Origin of the sequence: Embleya sp. AB8 (genome assembly GCF_049739465.1) — a bacterium.
Classification (GTDB): Bacteria; Actinomycetota; Actinomycetes; order Streptomycetales; family Streptomycetaceae; genus Embleya.
Map to the genome: position 1 here is coordinate 252,802 of NZ_JBMHHY010000012.1, position 15,396 is coordinate 268,197.

Genomic DNA, 15,396 nt, shown 5'->3' on the forward strand with positions numbered 1-15,396 from the left:
TCACTTCCTGTCGGGCGCGTCTTGGGGGCTCTTGCAGCCGTTGGCCGGGAACGGGATCCTCGGCACCGCCGCCGCAAGCTCCCCGGGCTTCAACACCGGCTGCGCCTTGAAGTCGTAGGTGCACCGGGTGGGATTGCTGAACAACACGTCCAGCCGCAGATCGGGCCGGTCGCGCCGCAGATTCTGCACCGTCGCCAAAATCTCGGGATCGTCGGTGACCACCCGGATCGGCAACCGGGGAAACTTGACCACGATCCGCCGGGTGAGCTGTTCCGGCGTCTCCTGCGTGCCGTAGGTCGGCTTGGCCTGCCACGCGGTGCCCAGGTTGCGCGAGAGCACGTCGACCCACAACGTCCCGTAGTAGTTGGCCTGCCAGTCGTTCTTCATCTGCACTATCGTCGCGTGGCCCTGCGGGTTCGGCTGGGCCTGGATCGTCTTCAGGACCAGTTGGGCGAGCCTGGGGTGGTCCATCTTCTTCGTGAAGTAGCCCACACCCCAACTGAGATCCCGCGGCGGCTTGCGCCACACGTCGCGGTCCGGGTTCGCGTTCAGGGCGATGGCGGCGACCAGGCTCAGCGCCACCACGAGCGCCGGGATCGGGCGGGTGAACGGCGCCGCCCGGTGGGTACGGCCCGCGAAATGGCCGGGCCGCCAACGCGGCGCCACGAACCAGGTACCGCCGAGGCAGACCAGGCCGACCACGAAGAGTTGATGCAGCAACTTCTCGTAGTAGTACGAGGTCTCGCCCATGATCGCGCTCTGGTAGAGGAACATCAGCGCGACTATCCCGCTCGCGCCGGCCATCCACAGGATCGCCATCCGACGCACCGGATGGCGCCAGGCCGACCGGGAGCACAGGCCGAGGACGACCAGGAAGACCAGGAGCACCAGGAGATGCCGGTTGGTGGGACTGATCCCGCCGCCGGCGTTGAGCGCGTCCGACTTCGCGGCGGAACGATTGACGATCGGCAGGTAGAGCGCGCCGACCGCGGTCACGAGCACCGTCGCGAAGGTCCAGAACGGCTGGGCGAGCAGTGGCTTCCGATTGCCGATCGCCCACACCAGCAGCAGCACCCCGGCCAGCGGCAGGAACAGGTAGTAGGTGAAGGACAGCGCAGTGGTCAACGCGGCGGCGAGGCACATCTGTTCACGCAGCCGGGACAACGGCCGGGCGGTGATCGCGACCAGCAACGCGAGCAGTCCCAGTCCCACGAACTCGCTGGGGAAGCCACGCAGGAACATCGCCATGCCGTCGCCGAAGTACAGATAGGCGGCGGCGGCCGAGGCGACCACGAGGTAGCGCCAGGTGGAGAGCGCGGGTCCGGCGATCCAGCGCAGGGACCACACCACGGCGAAGACGAAGAAGACGAAGGTGGCCGCGTAGAAATAGACGAAATGGTTCAGCGCGGTCGTACCGGAGCCGGCGGCGGTGCTCGAGCGCAGGAAGTTGTCGAACAGACTCATCCCGAAATGACTGCCCTGCGGATAACCGAAGAGTTCATCCGTCAATCCGGTGCGCGTTTCCGAACGATTCAGGAATGTGTAACCTCCCGCGCTCCTGATGTTGTCGTACAACGCGAAATGGCGGCCGAGATCCTCCGCGACCGCCACCATTGAGAGCCGACCGACCAGACCGCGGCCGAGGTAGGGGAACACGGTCAGCGCGGTGACCACGACACCCGCCGCGAGCGTGATCGAATCGGCCGCGGAAACCAGCCGGGGCACCGCGGGCCGCCGCCGGGTGGCTGCCGCCGCGAGCGTCACCGCGGTGAACCCGACCCCGGCGATCGGCACCGGCTGCAATCCCCACGGCCAGACCGAGAAGAGCAGGCCGGCCAGGCACGTCGCACCCGCGGTCAGCCCGAACGCGAGCACCAGACGGTCCAAAACGGTGCGCCCCGAACGCAGCAGGGACGCGACGAGACCGAGAAAGAGCACCGGCATCACGACCGCCGCATGGGCCGCGTAGGCCGCGATCGGTACCAGCCAGGAGGCCGCCAAGGCCGCGAGCAGGAGCAGCGGGCCCCTCGCTCGGCGGGATCCGCGGGAGGACGGCGGGCCCGGCGAAGCGACCGGACCGAACGGTGACGCGGTCGCCCGCGCGCTGTCTGAGACGGTCACGAATCCTCGTTCGGTCCGGGTGAAACACACAACCTGGGCGGGCTCACGATATCGCATGGCATAAAGCCGTCGAATTCAGACCTTGATGAAGTCCCATTTTTGCGTGTCGCCGCTGCCGAGCGGCGCCTGGAATACATCTCCGCCGGGTGCGTGGGCTCCGGTGAGCGCCATACCGGAATGTGCGAAGAGCAGGCTGAATCCGCCCGCGACGTCGCCGTGCGCGCGCACCGCCTGGGCCGGGTCGAGGGCCCGACCGGCCAGCCGGGGAGCACATTCGGCGGCCTTGCTCGCACCCGGGATCGCCACGATGGAGTCGCCGCCCACCGGCATCAGTCCCCAGCCATACCGGATGCCGGCCAGTCGGAAGACGGCCCCCTCCTGCCCCCGGGCCGCCGCGGTGGTCACGGGCGCATCGAGTTCGGGTCGCACACTCAATTCGAGACCGTTGCCACGATTACGAATGCGGTAGTGCGGTCCCAGATAGGGATGTGCGGGGACCGCCCCGACGCGGTCGGGAACCGGCATCGGGAGGACGAGATCGCGGCGCCAGGCGGCATCGGCCGGATAGGATTTATGCAACCAGGGGCCGTAGACCTTGCTGCGCTTCGCGTCCCGGTCATAATCGGTATATACGGCGAAAGCCTTCTTCTTTCGCGCCGCCTGGGCGGCGGTGAGATTGGCCGGATCCCGCTCGATCGTGTAGTCCCGGTGATATACGACGGGGCACGGCGTGGTGTCCTGCTCCAGCGCGTACATGACCAGACGGGCCACCGCCACATGGTCCTGGTGAAAACCACCGACCGGATCCGGATCGCCCTGGAGATCGGACGTCGGATCCAATGTGTTGACCCGGTCCGGCTTGAATTCGTCCCTTATTCCGCGCAGGAAGGCGACCAGCTGGTCGCGGTCGAGGTCCTGGGCCGGGAACGAGTCGCCGGGTCGAGTGGTGACCCGGGTGTTGTCGGCGTACAGACCCCACAGACGCTTGGCGCCGAGCGGCGTTCGCATATAGCCGTCCGGAATACGGGTCTCCAGTATCGAGACCCGGTCGCCCAGGGTCCACAGCGTCGCCCGCACACCGCCCATGTCGTAGGGCTGCGATTTCCAGTCGTCGAGCCGGGCACCCAGCGTTCGCGCGTAGGCGTCGCGCAGCCCCCGCTCTCGATCCGTCATGTACTTCGGGTATTCCTGATAGTCCGACGCGTTGAAGTAGACCGACCGCAGGGTCGCCCCCGCGGTCAGGTTGTCCAGCAACTCCGGGCTGAGGAACAGCAGATCGTCGTCGTGGTGCGCGACCACGTTGAGCACCCGGGTCGCCGCGGAGGCGACGGGTGCGGGTGGGGCGACGGGCCGCTGTGCCGCGGACCCGTCGCCCCGATCGAACAACTCCACTGCTGTGACCACGCCCGCGCCACCGAGGGCAAGGCCACAACCACCGACAAGGACGCTCCTGCGCGATACGACCATCTTCGAACCCGGGTCCACTTCCGTGTGCGTGCGGCGACGGCACGGCCCGGCATCCGCTCGAGAATCGGATCAGCTGGTCGAGATGTGCTCCGACGCGGGAACCTCGGCGACCTGCGCCGGCCGACCGTTCTCCGCGACCCGAGCCGGCGCCTCCGGCCGGTTCGTGTTGAGCAGCTGCGCCTCGCGGATGGCCACACTGCGCGCGAGGTCGGTGATCTTCTTCTCCAGCGACCGGAACCGCATGAAGGTGTTCATCGCCATGAAGGCGACACCCACTACGAGTCCGTAGAGGATCAAGTCGGTTCCACGACCGACGCCGACCTTGTGCGCGAGCCACGTGGTGTCCGAGGGACGAATCACCGCGTAGGCGTTGACGCCGACGAACAGCAGGAACGCGATGCGCTTCCAGGCCCGGGTGCGCACCTGGTCCCACTGCAGGACGAACAGGGCCAGCAGGCCCGCGGCGCCGAGGAGGAGAATTGCCTGGATCAACATACGATCATTTACCCCGCTGCCGAACCGACATGTCAAAGAGGATGTTCACGCCATTGATGAGCGACTGGCCCTTGGCTTTCGAGTATTCGGTGTAGCGCACGGAGACGGGCATCTCCTTGATGCGCAGCCCCGAACGCGCCAGGAAACCGACGATCTCGGACGCGTGCGCCATGCCATTCATACTGATGCGCAGCCGCGACGCGGCTTCCCGGTTGAAGACCCGCAGCCCGTTGTGCGCGTCCGTCAAATGAAGCTTGCGCGAGGTGAGACTCACCGCCGCGACGGTCCGCAGGACGATCCGCTTTATTTTGGGAATCTCCGTGCTGGCTTCCAGGAAGCGAGAACCGAGGACGACGTCGACATCACCCCCGCGAATGCGTTCGACCATTGCCTGGGCATCTTCGACGCGGTGTTGCCCGTCGGCGTCGAAGGTGACGAAATACCGGGCACCGGGCTGGGCCAGCGCATAGGTCATGCCGGTTTGCAAAGACGCACCCTGACCGAGATTGACCGGGTGTTTCACCAGGTGCGCAACGGTTCCGAAAATCTCCCGGGCCGAGTTGTCGGAACTGCCGTCGTCCACACACACAATGTTCGGGAATACTAGAGATGCATCCGTGACGACTTGGGCGATGACCTGGTCCTCGTTGAAGACAGGGATCACCAACCATACGTCGCTGTAGTCCCGCACCAGACACTCCAAGATGAGAGTTTTCGCTACCGCGTCTGATTGTTCCGAGCAACAATCCGAAGAGACGAACCGACGCGCACTCGGCCCGGCCGCGCGGCCTCCGGTCGATCATCGGTCGAACCTGTCGCCTCGTACGTCCAGTAGACTCGCGAAGCTATGGGCCCATCACCTCAGAGGATCCTAACCGATCGGCTGCCTGGTGGGTCGCCCGTGATCGCCTGTACGGTCCTGTCCTGAGGGCCCGAGCGATCGACGGTGGGCGACGCGGGCGGGTCCGATCCCCACACCGCCTCACTCCATCCCAACTTCGCATCGGCCGGGTCACCGTGAATCTCGTAGTACGCGCCGTCCGGGCTCTGCCCCCGGGCACGCTCCGAGTCGGCATCGGCGTCGTCGTACTGGGCGCCGCCTCTTACGTGCATCTCGCACTTGCCGGCCACACGCTGTCGTCCGACGGCATGGCAAATGTGTCGGTTTTGTGGACGATTGCTTTTTCCGTGGGATATGGCTTTTACACCCCGGTCGAGCAGGAGATCACGCGAATCGTCGCCGCCCGCAAAATCGAGGGCGAAGGCGCCGCACCGGTTTTGCGCAGGGGAATGGTGCTGGCCGGCGGCATCCTGCTGGCCGTACTCCTGGTCGTGGGTGCCGGCGCGATCCCGATCTCCGACCGGTTGTTCGCCGGTCAGCGTTCGATGCTCATCGCGTTGGCCGGTGCCTTCGTCGGGCTCGCCGCGACCGCGGTCACCCGCGGCGTCCTCGCCGGGCTCGGCCTCTTCCGGGAGTACGGCGCCCAGTTGGCGATCGACGGCGGCCTGCGGATCGCCTTCGCGCTCGCCCTCGGCATCGCCGGCGTGCGGTCGGCGCTGATGTTCAGCCTGATCCTGACCGCCGCCCCGCTCCTGTCGGTCCTGGTCACCCTGCGCCCGGTGCTTCGACACGCGCTGCCCGGGACCACGGTGCCGTGGAAGTCGATGTATCGGGGCCTGGCGCTGCTGATCGTGTCGATCATGCTGTCCCAGATCGTGGTCAACATCGCCGTCATCAACGTCAAGCTGCTCGAACCCGGCGAGGTCGAGTTGGTCAGCGCGCTGCTGTCGGCGATCGTGTTGGCCCGGGTGCCGCTGTTCGTCTTCAGTTCGTTGCAGACCTCGCTCCTACCGGGGCTGGCCGGCGCGCACGCCGCCGGTGATCGCGCCGCGTTCCGCCAACTGACCCTGCGCAGTTGCGGCATCGTCGCGGTACTCGGCCTCAGTGGCGGAACGGTGGCCACCGTCCTGGGTCCGTGGTTGGTGCCGACGTTGTTCGGCTCGCCCAAGATCCTCGGCACGGGGGACTTCGCGTGGTTCTCGTTGGGCACGCTGTGCTACATGCTCGCGCTCGTACTCGGGCAGGCCCTGATGGCCCAGGGTGCCCATCGGCAGCAGATGTGGTCCTGGGTGATCGGCGTCGCCGCTCTCGCGGCGGTGACCGCCTCGCCGGGCTCGATCCAGATCAGGGTCGAGGCCGCGTATCTGACCGGCTCGCTGGTCACCACCCTGGTGATGGCGTTCCTGCTGTGGAGCCTGGGCAAGCGCCACGTGGGGCACCATGTGAGCGCTGCTCGACCGGACGAGGCGCTGCGGAGCGCACCGTCCGACCATGTCGTGCAGGCCTGACAACACCTCGTCCACTCAACCCGGATCCGGAGATGGTTTTGGAAACGATCGACGTCGCGATGCCCTTCTACGGCGACGTGGGCATGATGCAGCAAGCCGTCCGTAGCGTCATCGCCCAGACCGACCAGAACTGGCGACTGATCGTCACCGACGACGGCTCCGAACCCGGCGTGCCGGAGTGGTTCGCGAGCCTCGAGGACAGTCGTATCGACTACCGGCGCAACGACCACCGGTTGGGTGTGACGAAGAACTACCAGAAGGTCCTGTCGCTGGTGGAGAACCCGCTGCTGGTCTTCATGGGCGGGGACGACGTGATGCTCCCGCACTACCTGGCGACCGTGCGGGACTGCCTGGAGCAGTTCCCGGACGCGAAGATCGTCCAGCCCGGCGTTCAGGTCATCGACACCGCCGGGAACCCGACGATGCCCTTCGTCGACCAGGTCAAGCGGCATCTTTTCGCGCCCAAGACGCAGGGGCGTCGGCTCTACGGCGGCGAGGACCTGGCGGTCGGGCTGATCCGGGGCAACTGGCTGTACTTCCCCTCGCTGGCCTGGCGCAGCGACATCGCCAAGCAGGTCGGCTTCCCGGACGACCTGGACGAGGTGCACGACCTCGCCATGGTGATCGACGCGTTGTGCCTGCACGCGACCATGGTGGTCGACGACACGGTGTGCTTCCGCTACCGCCGACACGCGGTCAGCCACTCCTCGGCCGCGGCCACCAGCGGCCGCCGATTCGTCACCGAGCGGACCTACTTCACCGGCATGATCGAGCGGTTCGAGGCGCTCGGCTGGCACCGCGCGGCCGCCGCCGCCCGCAACCACGTCGGCTCGCGGCTGCACGCGCTCACCCTGGTGCCCAAGGCGGTGCGCCGCGGCGACAAGGGTTCGGTGCGCAACCTGACACGGCACGCGTTCGGCAACACCCGCGCGCGCTGACGACCCGAGGTCCCCGACGAACTCGCGCCCGTCGGGGACCTCGTGATCTCGTCGCGCGTGGCCGGCGGCACCGGCGCGACGGTGTGGTCAGGAGACCCGCTCGCCGACGTGGTGGGCCCACAGGCGCGTCATGGCGTGCCCGAGCGAGTGGTTCGGCCGCCACTTCAACAATTCCTCGGCGCGGTCCAGGGCCATGCACTGCCACTGTTCGTCCGGACCGGCGTCGGGCGACTCCTCGACGAGTTCGGCCGGGATGCCGGCGGCCTCGATCAGCCGGCGGACCGGTTCGCGGGCGGCCACGCCGGCTCCGCCGCCGATGTTGACCACGTCGCGCACCGTCGACTCGACGGCGGCGACCGAGGCGGCCACGACATCGTCCAGGTCGACGAAGTCCCGGCGCGCGCCCAGCGACGCGAAGGTCAACCGGACCGGCTCGGCCGACCCGGCGCCCGCCGACAGCTTCGCCGCGACGCCGCCGAGCAGGCTGTGCCCGGGCTGGCCGGCGCCCACCACATTGCCCACGCGCAGCACGATCGCGTCCAGGCCGTCCGTCTCGACGGCCGCGCGGATCCGCTCCGTGCAACGCAACTTCAGTTCGCCGTAGGCCATCGCGGGCCGTACCGGAGAGTCCTCGTGGAGCATGGTGCCGACCGGGACCAGGCCGTACTCGTGCACCGTGCCGAACTGCACCAGGCGCGGGGCCGGGGTCAGCAGGCCGATCGCCGCGATCAGGTTCTCCACCAGGGTCAGGTTCGCGCCGACCAGTTCCTCGTCGTTCAGACCCCACATGCCGCCGGCCGCGTTGATCACGTGGGTGACCCGATGCCGGTCCAACACCTCGGCCGTGACCCGGGCCGGCGCGTCCTGGACGTCCAGCGCCACGAAGGGCGCGGCGAGCGGGGTCGCCGGTTCGCGCCGACCGATCGCGACGACCTCGTGGCCTCGCCCGGTCAGGGCCGCGCACAGCGGGCGGCCGATGAATCCGCTGCCGCCGAGAACGGCGACGCGCATCGGCGGGGCCGGCGCGCCGTGCGGGGTTTCGGCGCCGGTCGGTTCAGCCATGGTGCGGTTCTCTTTCCGTCGGGGCCGGCGAGGCGCGGGTCAAGGCGCCTGGCGCACCGAGCCGAACGCGTGCGCGACGATGTGCGACACACTCTCCTTGCGCCCGGTCCGCACGGCGCCCGGCAGCAGCGTCAACGCGTGCAGCCGGGACGCGACGTGGAAGCGGGCGGCCTTGGCCGTGCGCGGCCAGCCGTGCTCTTGGGCGACCTTGGCCAATTCCCGGAAGTAGCCACGCTCCTCCGCGAACCGGGCACCGCTGCCGGCCGTGGTCGACGAGATGCTGGCCGAGTGCCTGCGGTATTGGAAGCAGATCGGGCTGGATACGAGCAACTCCTCGCCGCGCAGCAGCAGTTCCATGACCAGCGCGAGATCCTGGGTGACCCGCAGATCCTCCCGGAACGGCACCGACTTGAGCGCGTCGGCCCGCCAGCACATCGACGGGAAGTACAGCCAGTTGCCCCGGACCAGCCCGGTGGCCAATTCCTGACCGCCCATCAGCCGATGCCCGTCCACCTTGGGCGCGTAGATCCGCCGCTTGGTCCCGTCCGCCAGGGTTCTACGCGGCTGCCCAAGCTCGTCGATGACCTCCACGCCCGGCTGGATCATCGCGACATCGGGGGCCACCGCCAGCGAATCGCGCATGCACTCGAGGTAGTTCGGCAACATGATGTCGTCGGTCCCCATCAGGACCACCCGGTCGAACTCGACCAGGTCGATGCACTTGCGGTAGTTGCCGGAGACCCCGAGGTTGCGCTCGTTGCGCTGGTATCGCACCCGCTTGTCGTCCAGCGTGTCGAACCACCGCGCGACGCCCTCCTCGCGGCCGTCGTCGACCACCGTGAGCCGCCAGTCCCGATCGGACTGCGTCATGACGCTGCGCACGGCGGCCTGCATCAGCGGAACGGGGCCGTAGTACGGCAACATGATGTCGAACGTCGTCATGGGATTCATACCTAAGTGATCGGGCGACGGAGCGAGCGTTGGTGCATCCACCATCGAGCCGGATCAGGCGCCGGCCGCCCGCGCCTTCAACGGTTCCCACCAAGACCTGTTGGCCCGATACCAGGCTACGGTGTCCGCGAGTCCCCGGTCGAAGGGTACGGCCGGAGCGTAACCGAGTTCGTCCTGGATCTTTCGGATCGACAACGAGTAGCGAAGGTCGTGTCCCTTGCGGTCCTCGACCGGGCGGACCAGTTCCCAACCCGCCCCGCACGCGTCCAGGAGCCGTCCGGTCAGTTCCTTGTTGGTCAACTCGACACCGCCGCCGATGTGATACGTCTCGCCCGCGCGGCCCCGCCGCATGACCTTCTCGATGCCCGCGCAGTGGTCCGCCACATGGAGCCAGTCGCGCACGTTCGTGCCGTCCCCGTACAACGGCACCGGATGGCCGTCGAACAGGTTGGTCAGGAACAGCGGGATCATCTTCTCCGGGAACTGGTACGGCCCGTAGTTGTTGGAGCAGCGGGTGAGCACGACGTCCATGCCGTGGGTGCGGAAGGCTGCGAGGGCCAGCAGGTCGGAGCCCGCCTTGCTCGCCGCGTACGGCGAGTTGGGGGCCAGCGGCCAGTCCTCGGTCCAGGAGCCCTCGGTGATCGAGCCGTAGACCTCGTCGGTCGACACATGGACGAATCGATTCACCTGATGCTTGCGCGCGGCGTCGAGAAGGATCTGGGTGCCGACGACATTGGTGGTCACGAACTCCAGCGCGCCGGAGATCGACCGATCGACGTGGGATTCCGCCGCGAAGTGCACCACGACGTCGTGGCCGGCCACGACCTGGTCGACGAGATCGACGTCACGAATATCGCCTTGGACGAAGGTGAACGCCGAGTGTTCGGCGACATCGGCCAGATTCGCGGTGTTGCCCGAGTAGGACAGCTTGTCCAATACGGTGACCGAGTCGGACGCACCCGAGGCGGACAACAATCCCCGGACGAACTCCGAACCGATGAAGCCGGCTCCACCTGTCACCAAAATCTTCATAGAGACGGGATTCTACACGGACCTCCACAAGGCTTCGGCCGGCCCCCGCGGGGCGCTCGGGGTGCCTTCGTGATCCGACCGAACCGGGCGTTCACCCGCACCACGTAGGGTGTGCGCCATGCGCGGCATTCTTCTCGCGGGTGGCACCGGCTCCCGTCTGTGGCCTTTGACCCAGGCTGTCTCGAAGCAACTCATGCCAGTCTTCGACAAGCCGATGATCTACTATCCGCTGTCCACTTTGATCATGTCCGGCATCCGCGAGATCCTGGTCGTCACCACCCCGCACGACCAGCCGCAGTTCCGACGTCTGCTCGGGGACGGCTCGAGGCTCGGCCTACGGCTGGAATACGCGATCCAGGAGCGCCCCGAGGGAATCGCCCAGGCTTTCGTACTCGGCGCCGACTTCATCGGTGACGAACCCGTCGCACTCGTCCTGGGCGACAACATCTTCCACGGTGTCGGCCTGGGACGGCAGTTGCGCGGGCACACCCGGTTGACCGGCGCCCGCGTGTTCGCCTGCCCGGTCGCGGACCCGAGTGCCTACGGCGTGGTGGAGTTCGACGCCGAGGGCCGGGCGCTGTCGATCGAGGAGAAGCCGGCCGTGCCCAAGTCCCGCTACGCGGTACCCGGGCTGTACTTCTTCGACAACCGGGTCGTCGAGATCGCCCGTGACCTCAAGCCCAGTGCGCGTGGCGAGTTGGAGATCACCGAGGTGATCGACGCCTATCTGCGGGAGGACCGGCTGAACGTGACGCTGCTCGATCGCGGCACGGCGTGGCTCGACACCGGAACCTTCGACTCGATGGTCCAGGCCGCCGAGTTCGTCCGGGTCATCGAGCAGCGCCAGGGGCTCAAGATCGGCTGCATCGAGGAGGCCGCCTGGCGGGCGGGCTTCATCGACGAGGACGCGGTTCGGGCGATCGCGACTCCCCTGCTCAAGAGCGGTTACGGCAAATACCTGCTCGATCTGCTCGAATACGGTGAGGGCTTGGCCCCCAACCCCGACAATCGCTGACGAGGAAGCTCGTATGGATATCCGCCCGCTCGGTATCGACGGGGTTTGGGAGATCACGCCGCGTCTGCACGGCGACCCGCGTGGCATGTTCACGGAGTGGTACCGATTCGATCACCTCGCGAAGGTCGTGGGTCACCCGCTGAACCTCGCGCAGGCCAATATGTCGGTGTCGGCGCGCGGCGTCGTCCGAGGCGTGCATTTCGCCGACGTACCGCCGGGGCAGGCGAAGTACCTGACCTGCGTGCGTGGCACGTTGCTCGACGTGGTGGTCGATCTGCGGGTCGGATCCCCCACGTTCGGTCGTTGGGAGAGCGTGCTGCTGGACGATGTCGAGCGCAAGGCGCTCTACGTCTCCGAGGGCATCGGGCACGGATTCTGCGCGCGTTCCGAGGACGCGACGCTGGTCTACCTGTGCTCGGCCACCTACGCCCCCGAGCGCGAGCACACCGTCCATCCGCTCGATCCGCGGTTGGCGATCGACTGGCAGACCGATACTCCGGTGCTCTCGGTCCGAGACGAAGCGGCGCCCTCGTTCGACGAGGCGATCGCTTCGGGCCTGCTCCCGCAGTACACGACCTGCAAGGACTTCACCGACTCGCTCGGCTTCGTCGACGCCTGACCCCGGCGAACAGGACGTCCCTCCGCAACTCGCGCCGGGGTCGCCGACATCTCGATTTCCGTCCTGCCGGTCCATCCGCGCGTGATCGCCCGCGGGTCGACCGGCAGCCCCTTGCCCGGCCCCTTTGAAGGAGATACCAGGTGGAGTGCGCCCCATCGCCCGATCTGCCCACGTCCTCACCACCACCGAAGGCGCTGCCGACGACGACAGCCGCAGCGCCGACGCCCTGGTGGCGGCGTCCGCTGCTGGTCTGTGCCGAAGGCGCCGTGGCGGTGCTCACCGCGATGGTGTTCGCCGTGTGGGCGCGCAACATCCGGGTCAACCCGCTCAACCGGATCGGTCAGGTCAGCGGCCTGGCCACGCTGCAGTTGCGGATGACGCTGATCTCGCTGCTCGTCATCGCGGCACTGGTGATCGCCTATCGGCGGTTCGGTCCGGACCTGCAGGCGCTGTTCGTCCGCCTGTCGTGCGCCGTCGTGGCGGGCCTCGCCACCGGCTTCGTCGCGGGCGGCACCACGATCGGCCTGCGCGGCACGCCGTGGCCGATCAACGGTGTCGGCGGTGACATGGGCACCCTCGCGAACTGGGCGGGGGCGATCAACCGGGGCGAGTCGATCCCGTCGGGCGTGTATCCACCACTGTTCCCGGAGTTGCTGGCGCTGTGGGCGAAGGTGTTCCGGCACGGAAACACCTCGTACTCGCTCCAGGATCTGCAGATCGTGATCATGGCGATGATCGGCCCGGCCGCCTACCTCGCCTGGCGGGTGTGGTTCCAGCCGCTGTGGGCCCTGGCGATCGGCGTGACCAGCTCGATCCCGCTGTACGAGCCGATCAAGCCCTACACCACGATCGTCCTGGTCGTGTTCGTGCCGATCATCGCGAAGTTCATCCAGGTCCTACGCCGATCACCGCAGATGACCAAACGTGATCGGCTGCTCACCGGCGTGGCGTTCGGCGTGATATTGGGTGTGCTGGTGATTGCCTACTCCGGCTGGTTCGTCTGGTCGGCCGCCGGTGTGCTCGTGATCTGTCTGCTGGTGCTGCCCTGGCGAGGCGGTTTCAAGCCCGCCATGGTCTTCCTGGCCGCGACCATCGTCCCGTTCCTGATCATCAGTGGCCTCTACCTCAAGGACCTGTTGCTCAAGGGTGGCGGCGAGAAGGACTCGTACTTCTACTTCGACACCAAGATCGACCCCGCCTACTACCTGATGTGGCGCGGCGACACGCCCGGCGAGGTGGGCATGTGGCCGCCGCCCGGCGAACTCGGCGGCGTCGGCGTATTCATGCTGATCCTGCTGGTGGCCCTCGCGGTCGCCGTCGCGCTCGGCATGCGACGCTCGCTGGTCCTGGCGCTCGTGGCCTGCTTCGCCAGTTCGTGGCTGATGCGGTTCTGGTTCGCCTCGCACATGTTCCAGGACCAGGCCGTGCAGCTCTACCCGCGCACCTCGTACGAACTCGCCTACGTCAGCCTGCTCCTGGTCGGCGTGGCCGTACATCTGTCCGCGCAACGGCTGCGCGCGTTGTGGAACCGGTTCGTCGTGCACCGCGCGGACCCGGCCGCGGACGCCGAACCCCGGCACGTCGGCGCGCGCTGGCGCACGACTCCCGGGATGGCGACCACGATCGGCGCGCTGTCCGCGATGGTCCTGCTGTTCGGGACGGCGGCCTCGTCGGTCGCCAACAATCTGATGCCGGTGAACGACTCGAGCATCGGGTCGCTGACCTATCGCTCGCACCAGCTGCAGAAGACCAGCGGCGAGTGCCCGAGGTACGCGAAGGACCACAAGTGTGACCGGCTGGGCACCCCGCCGTGGCGGGCCCCCGTACACGGCACCCCCGGAGCGAACAACGGCTGACCATGCTCGCCGGACCCACGGGCCGGGGGTCCGGGGCGTGTCTCAGCGGTTGATCGTCACGGTCGAAGGCGGCGTCGAGGTCGAATCCGACGCCGCCTTCGTCGGGACCGGGGAGGTCGACCCGGTGTCCTTCGCCGCGCCGGCTTCGGGGAGCCGGGAACGGAACAGGCTCGGGGTCCAGTCCTTGAGCCGCATCGCGGGCTTCTCCACCAGGTACCACGAGCCGGCGGCGAGGACGAAGGTGCCGACCAGCGAGAGCCCGAGGTAGGCGAGGAAGCCGTGCCGGTTGTACCCGAGCACGACCAGGAACTGCTCGACCACGAAGCCGTAGATATAGATGCCGTAGGAGAGGTCGCGCTTGCGACCGACCACTCGGAAGGGCTTCGGCAGCCGTACCGCGAGCCACATCAGCGCGTAGGCGAAGGCCGGGAAGCCGATCACGAAGAAGCCGCCGAAGCGCATGCTCGCGAACAGCGCGACGATCGAGACGACGCCGAGCACGTCGTTGACCGGGATCCGCTCCTGGTAGAGCTGGAAGAGCATGCCGACGCAGAAGAGGAAACTCAGGTAGATCAGGTACTGGCTGTGCAACGGGCCGATGAACTCGCTCAGGATCGGCACGTGGATGTTGGTGCCGTTGGTGTTCTGCGGACCACGCCAGCCGGGGGCGTTCACCAGGTCCATCACGATCCAGCCGTACAGCAGGGCGGTCAGCAACAGTACGAACCGGCGGGATCCGCGCAGCACGCCGGACCAGGCCATCGCCGCGACGACCACGTAGCAGATCATCTCGTAGCTCAGCGACCACAGCGCGCCGTCGAAGCCGGGATCGAACGCGTGGCCCGCCTTCTTACCCGTGGCCAGGATGTTGGAAATGTCCAACTGCCGCAGGCCGGTCCACCAGTTCGCGCGGACGTAGTCGAACGGGCCCTCCCCGTGTCGCCAGAAGCCGTCCAGCGAACCCTGCTGGTGGCGGAACATGATCGGCGCGGCCACGAACGCGGTGAACAACACACAGACCCACAGGCCGGGCAGGATGCGCAGCAGTCGGTGCCACAGATAGCGCCCGGTGGTGGTGCGCATACCGCTGCGGGTGATCAGGAAGCCCGACAGTACGAAGAAGCCGTACACGGACATCCGGCCGAGCCCCACCTGGAGGCCAGTGAACCCGTTGCCCGGTTCGCGCTTGCCGAAGCCACCCAATATGTGCGCGTGTGCCACCACGACCGCTGTCGCCAACAGAAGTCGGATCAATCCGATGCTGTTGTCCCGGCCGGAGAATCGTTCAGCCAGGGTGCCCTGCCGACCCATTCCGAAATCGCGTCGCACGCGGTTCACACCCTTCTTGACGTGGCCGCCGCAGAGCGACGCAGGTTCCCCCCTCGGACGCATGTGCGCCCCGCCCACGAGATCCTGTGCATGGTAACCGGCGGCCCGGCGCCGAATCCGGCACCCCGGGCCGGCGCGCGCCGATCGGCCGGCTCGGGCCGT

The 15,396-nt window shown here is 67.6% G+C and carries 13 protein-coding genes; 5 read left to right on the plus strand and 8 right to left on the minus strand.

Annotated elements, in window-relative coordinates; all coding sequences use genetic code 11:
• The 4 genes from ABIA38_RS19750 to ABIA38_RS19765 form a co-directional block, all read right to left on the minus strand.
• Positions 1-2,121 (minus strand): hypothetical protein, encoded by a 2,121-nt coding sequence (locus ABIA38_RS19750; protein WP_424640005.1) that lies wholly within the window; start codon positions 2,119-2,121, stop codon positions 1-3.
• 75 nt (positions 2,122-2,196) lie between these two features.
• On the minus strand, positions 2,197-3,525 hold the full coding sequence (locus tag ABIA38_RS19755) for a PIG-L family deacetylase (RefSeq protein ID WP_424640006.1): 1,329 nt from the start codon (positions 3,523-3,525) through the stop codon (positions 2,197-2,199).
• A gap of 132 nt (positions 3,526-3,657) precedes the next feature.
• Positions 3,658-4,083 (minus strand): DUF2304 domain-containing protein, encoded by a 426-nt coding sequence (locus ABIA38_RS19760; RefSeq protein ID WP_424640007.1) that lies wholly within the window; start codon positions 4,081-4,083, stop codon positions 3,658-3,660.
• Between the two features lie 4 nt (positions 4,084-4,087).
• Complete coding sequence (locus ABIA38_RS19765) at positions 4,088-4,774, minus strand: glycosyltransferase family 2 protein (protein ID WP_424640008.1); 687 nt, start codon at positions 4,772-4,774, stop codon at positions 4,088-4,090.
• Between the two features lie 497 nt (positions 4,775-5,271).
• Between ABIA38_RS19765 and ABIA38_RS19770 the strand changes: the two genes are divergently transcribed.
• Positions 5,272-6,432 carry a lipopolysaccharide biosynthesis protein gene (locus tag ABIA38_RS19770; RefSeq protein WP_424640009.1) on the plus strand — a complete coding sequence of 387 codons (1,161 nt, stop codon included), beginning with the start codon at positions 5,272-5,274 and terminating at the stop codon, positions 6,430-6,432.
• 32 nt (positions 6,433-6,464) lie between these two features.
• On the plus strand, positions 6,465-7,370 hold the full coding sequence (locus ABIA38_RS19775) for a glycosyltransferase family 2 protein (RefSeq protein ID WP_424640010.1): 906 nt from the start codon (positions 6,465-6,467) through the stop codon (positions 7,368-7,370).
• 87 nt (positions 7,371-7,457) lie between these two features.
• Here ABIA38_RS19775 and ABIA38_RS19780 read toward each other — a convergent pair whose 3' ends face one another.
• The 3 genes from ABIA38_RS19780 to rfbB all read right to left on the minus strand — a co-directional run bounded on the left by ABIA38_RS19780 (position 7,458) and on the right by rfbB (position 10,415).
• Entirely contained in the window at positions 7,458-8,432 is a 975-nt protein-coding gene (locus ABIA38_RS19780) for an NAD-dependent epimerase/dehydratase family protein (protein ID WP_424640011.1), read from the minus strand.
• Between the two features lie 39 nt (positions 8,433-8,471).
• A complete protein-coding gene (locus ABIA38_RS19785; RefSeq protein WP_424640012.1) occupies positions 8,472-9,374 on the minus strand; it encodes a glycosyltransferase family 2 protein in 903 nt (300 codons plus the stop codon).
• A gap of 63 nt (positions 9,375-9,437) precedes the next feature.
• Entirely contained in the window at positions 9,438-10,415 is a 978-nt protein-coding gene (gene rfbB, locus ABIA38_RS19790; RefSeq protein WP_424640013.1) for a dTDP-glucose 4,6-dehydratase, read from the minus strand.
• Between the two features lie 118 nt (positions 10,416-10,533).
• Between rfbB and rfbA the strand changes: the two genes are divergently transcribed.
• The 3 genes from rfbA (at position 10,534) to ABIA38_RS19805 (ending at position 13,905) form a co-directional block, all read left to right on the plus strand.
• Positions 10,534-11,430, plus strand: a complete 897-nt coding sequence (gene rfbA / locus ABIA38_RS19795) for a glucose-1-phosphate thymidylyltransferase RfbA (RefSeq protein WP_424640014.1) — start codon at positions 10,534-10,536, stop codon at positions 11,428-11,430.
• Between the two features lie 13 nt (positions 11,431-11,443).
• The gene (locus ABIA38_RS19800) at positions 11,444-12,049 is read left to right on the plus strand and encodes a dTDP-4-dehydrorhamnose 3,5-epimerase family protein (protein ID WP_424640015.1); all 606 of its coding nucleotides are present in this window, start codon (positions 11,444-11,446) and stop codon (positions 12,047-12,049) included.
• Between the two features lie 140 nt (positions 12,050-12,189).
• On the plus strand, positions 12,190-13,905 hold the full coding sequence (locus tag ABIA38_RS19805) for a hypothetical protein (RefSeq protein ID WP_424640016.1): 1,716 nt from the start codon (positions 12,190-12,192) through the stop codon (positions 13,903-13,905).
• A gap of 42 nt (positions 13,906-13,947) precedes the next feature.
• On the opposite strand, the gene ABIA38_RS19810 is transcribed toward ABIA38_RS19805, so the two are convergent.
• On the minus strand, positions 13,948-15,234 hold the full coding sequence (locus ABIA38_RS19810; protein ID WP_424640017.1) for an acyltransferase family protein: 1,287 nt from the start codon (positions 15,232-15,234) through the stop codon (positions 13,948-13,950).
• Between the last annotated feature and the right edge of the window lie 162 nt (positions 15,235-15,396).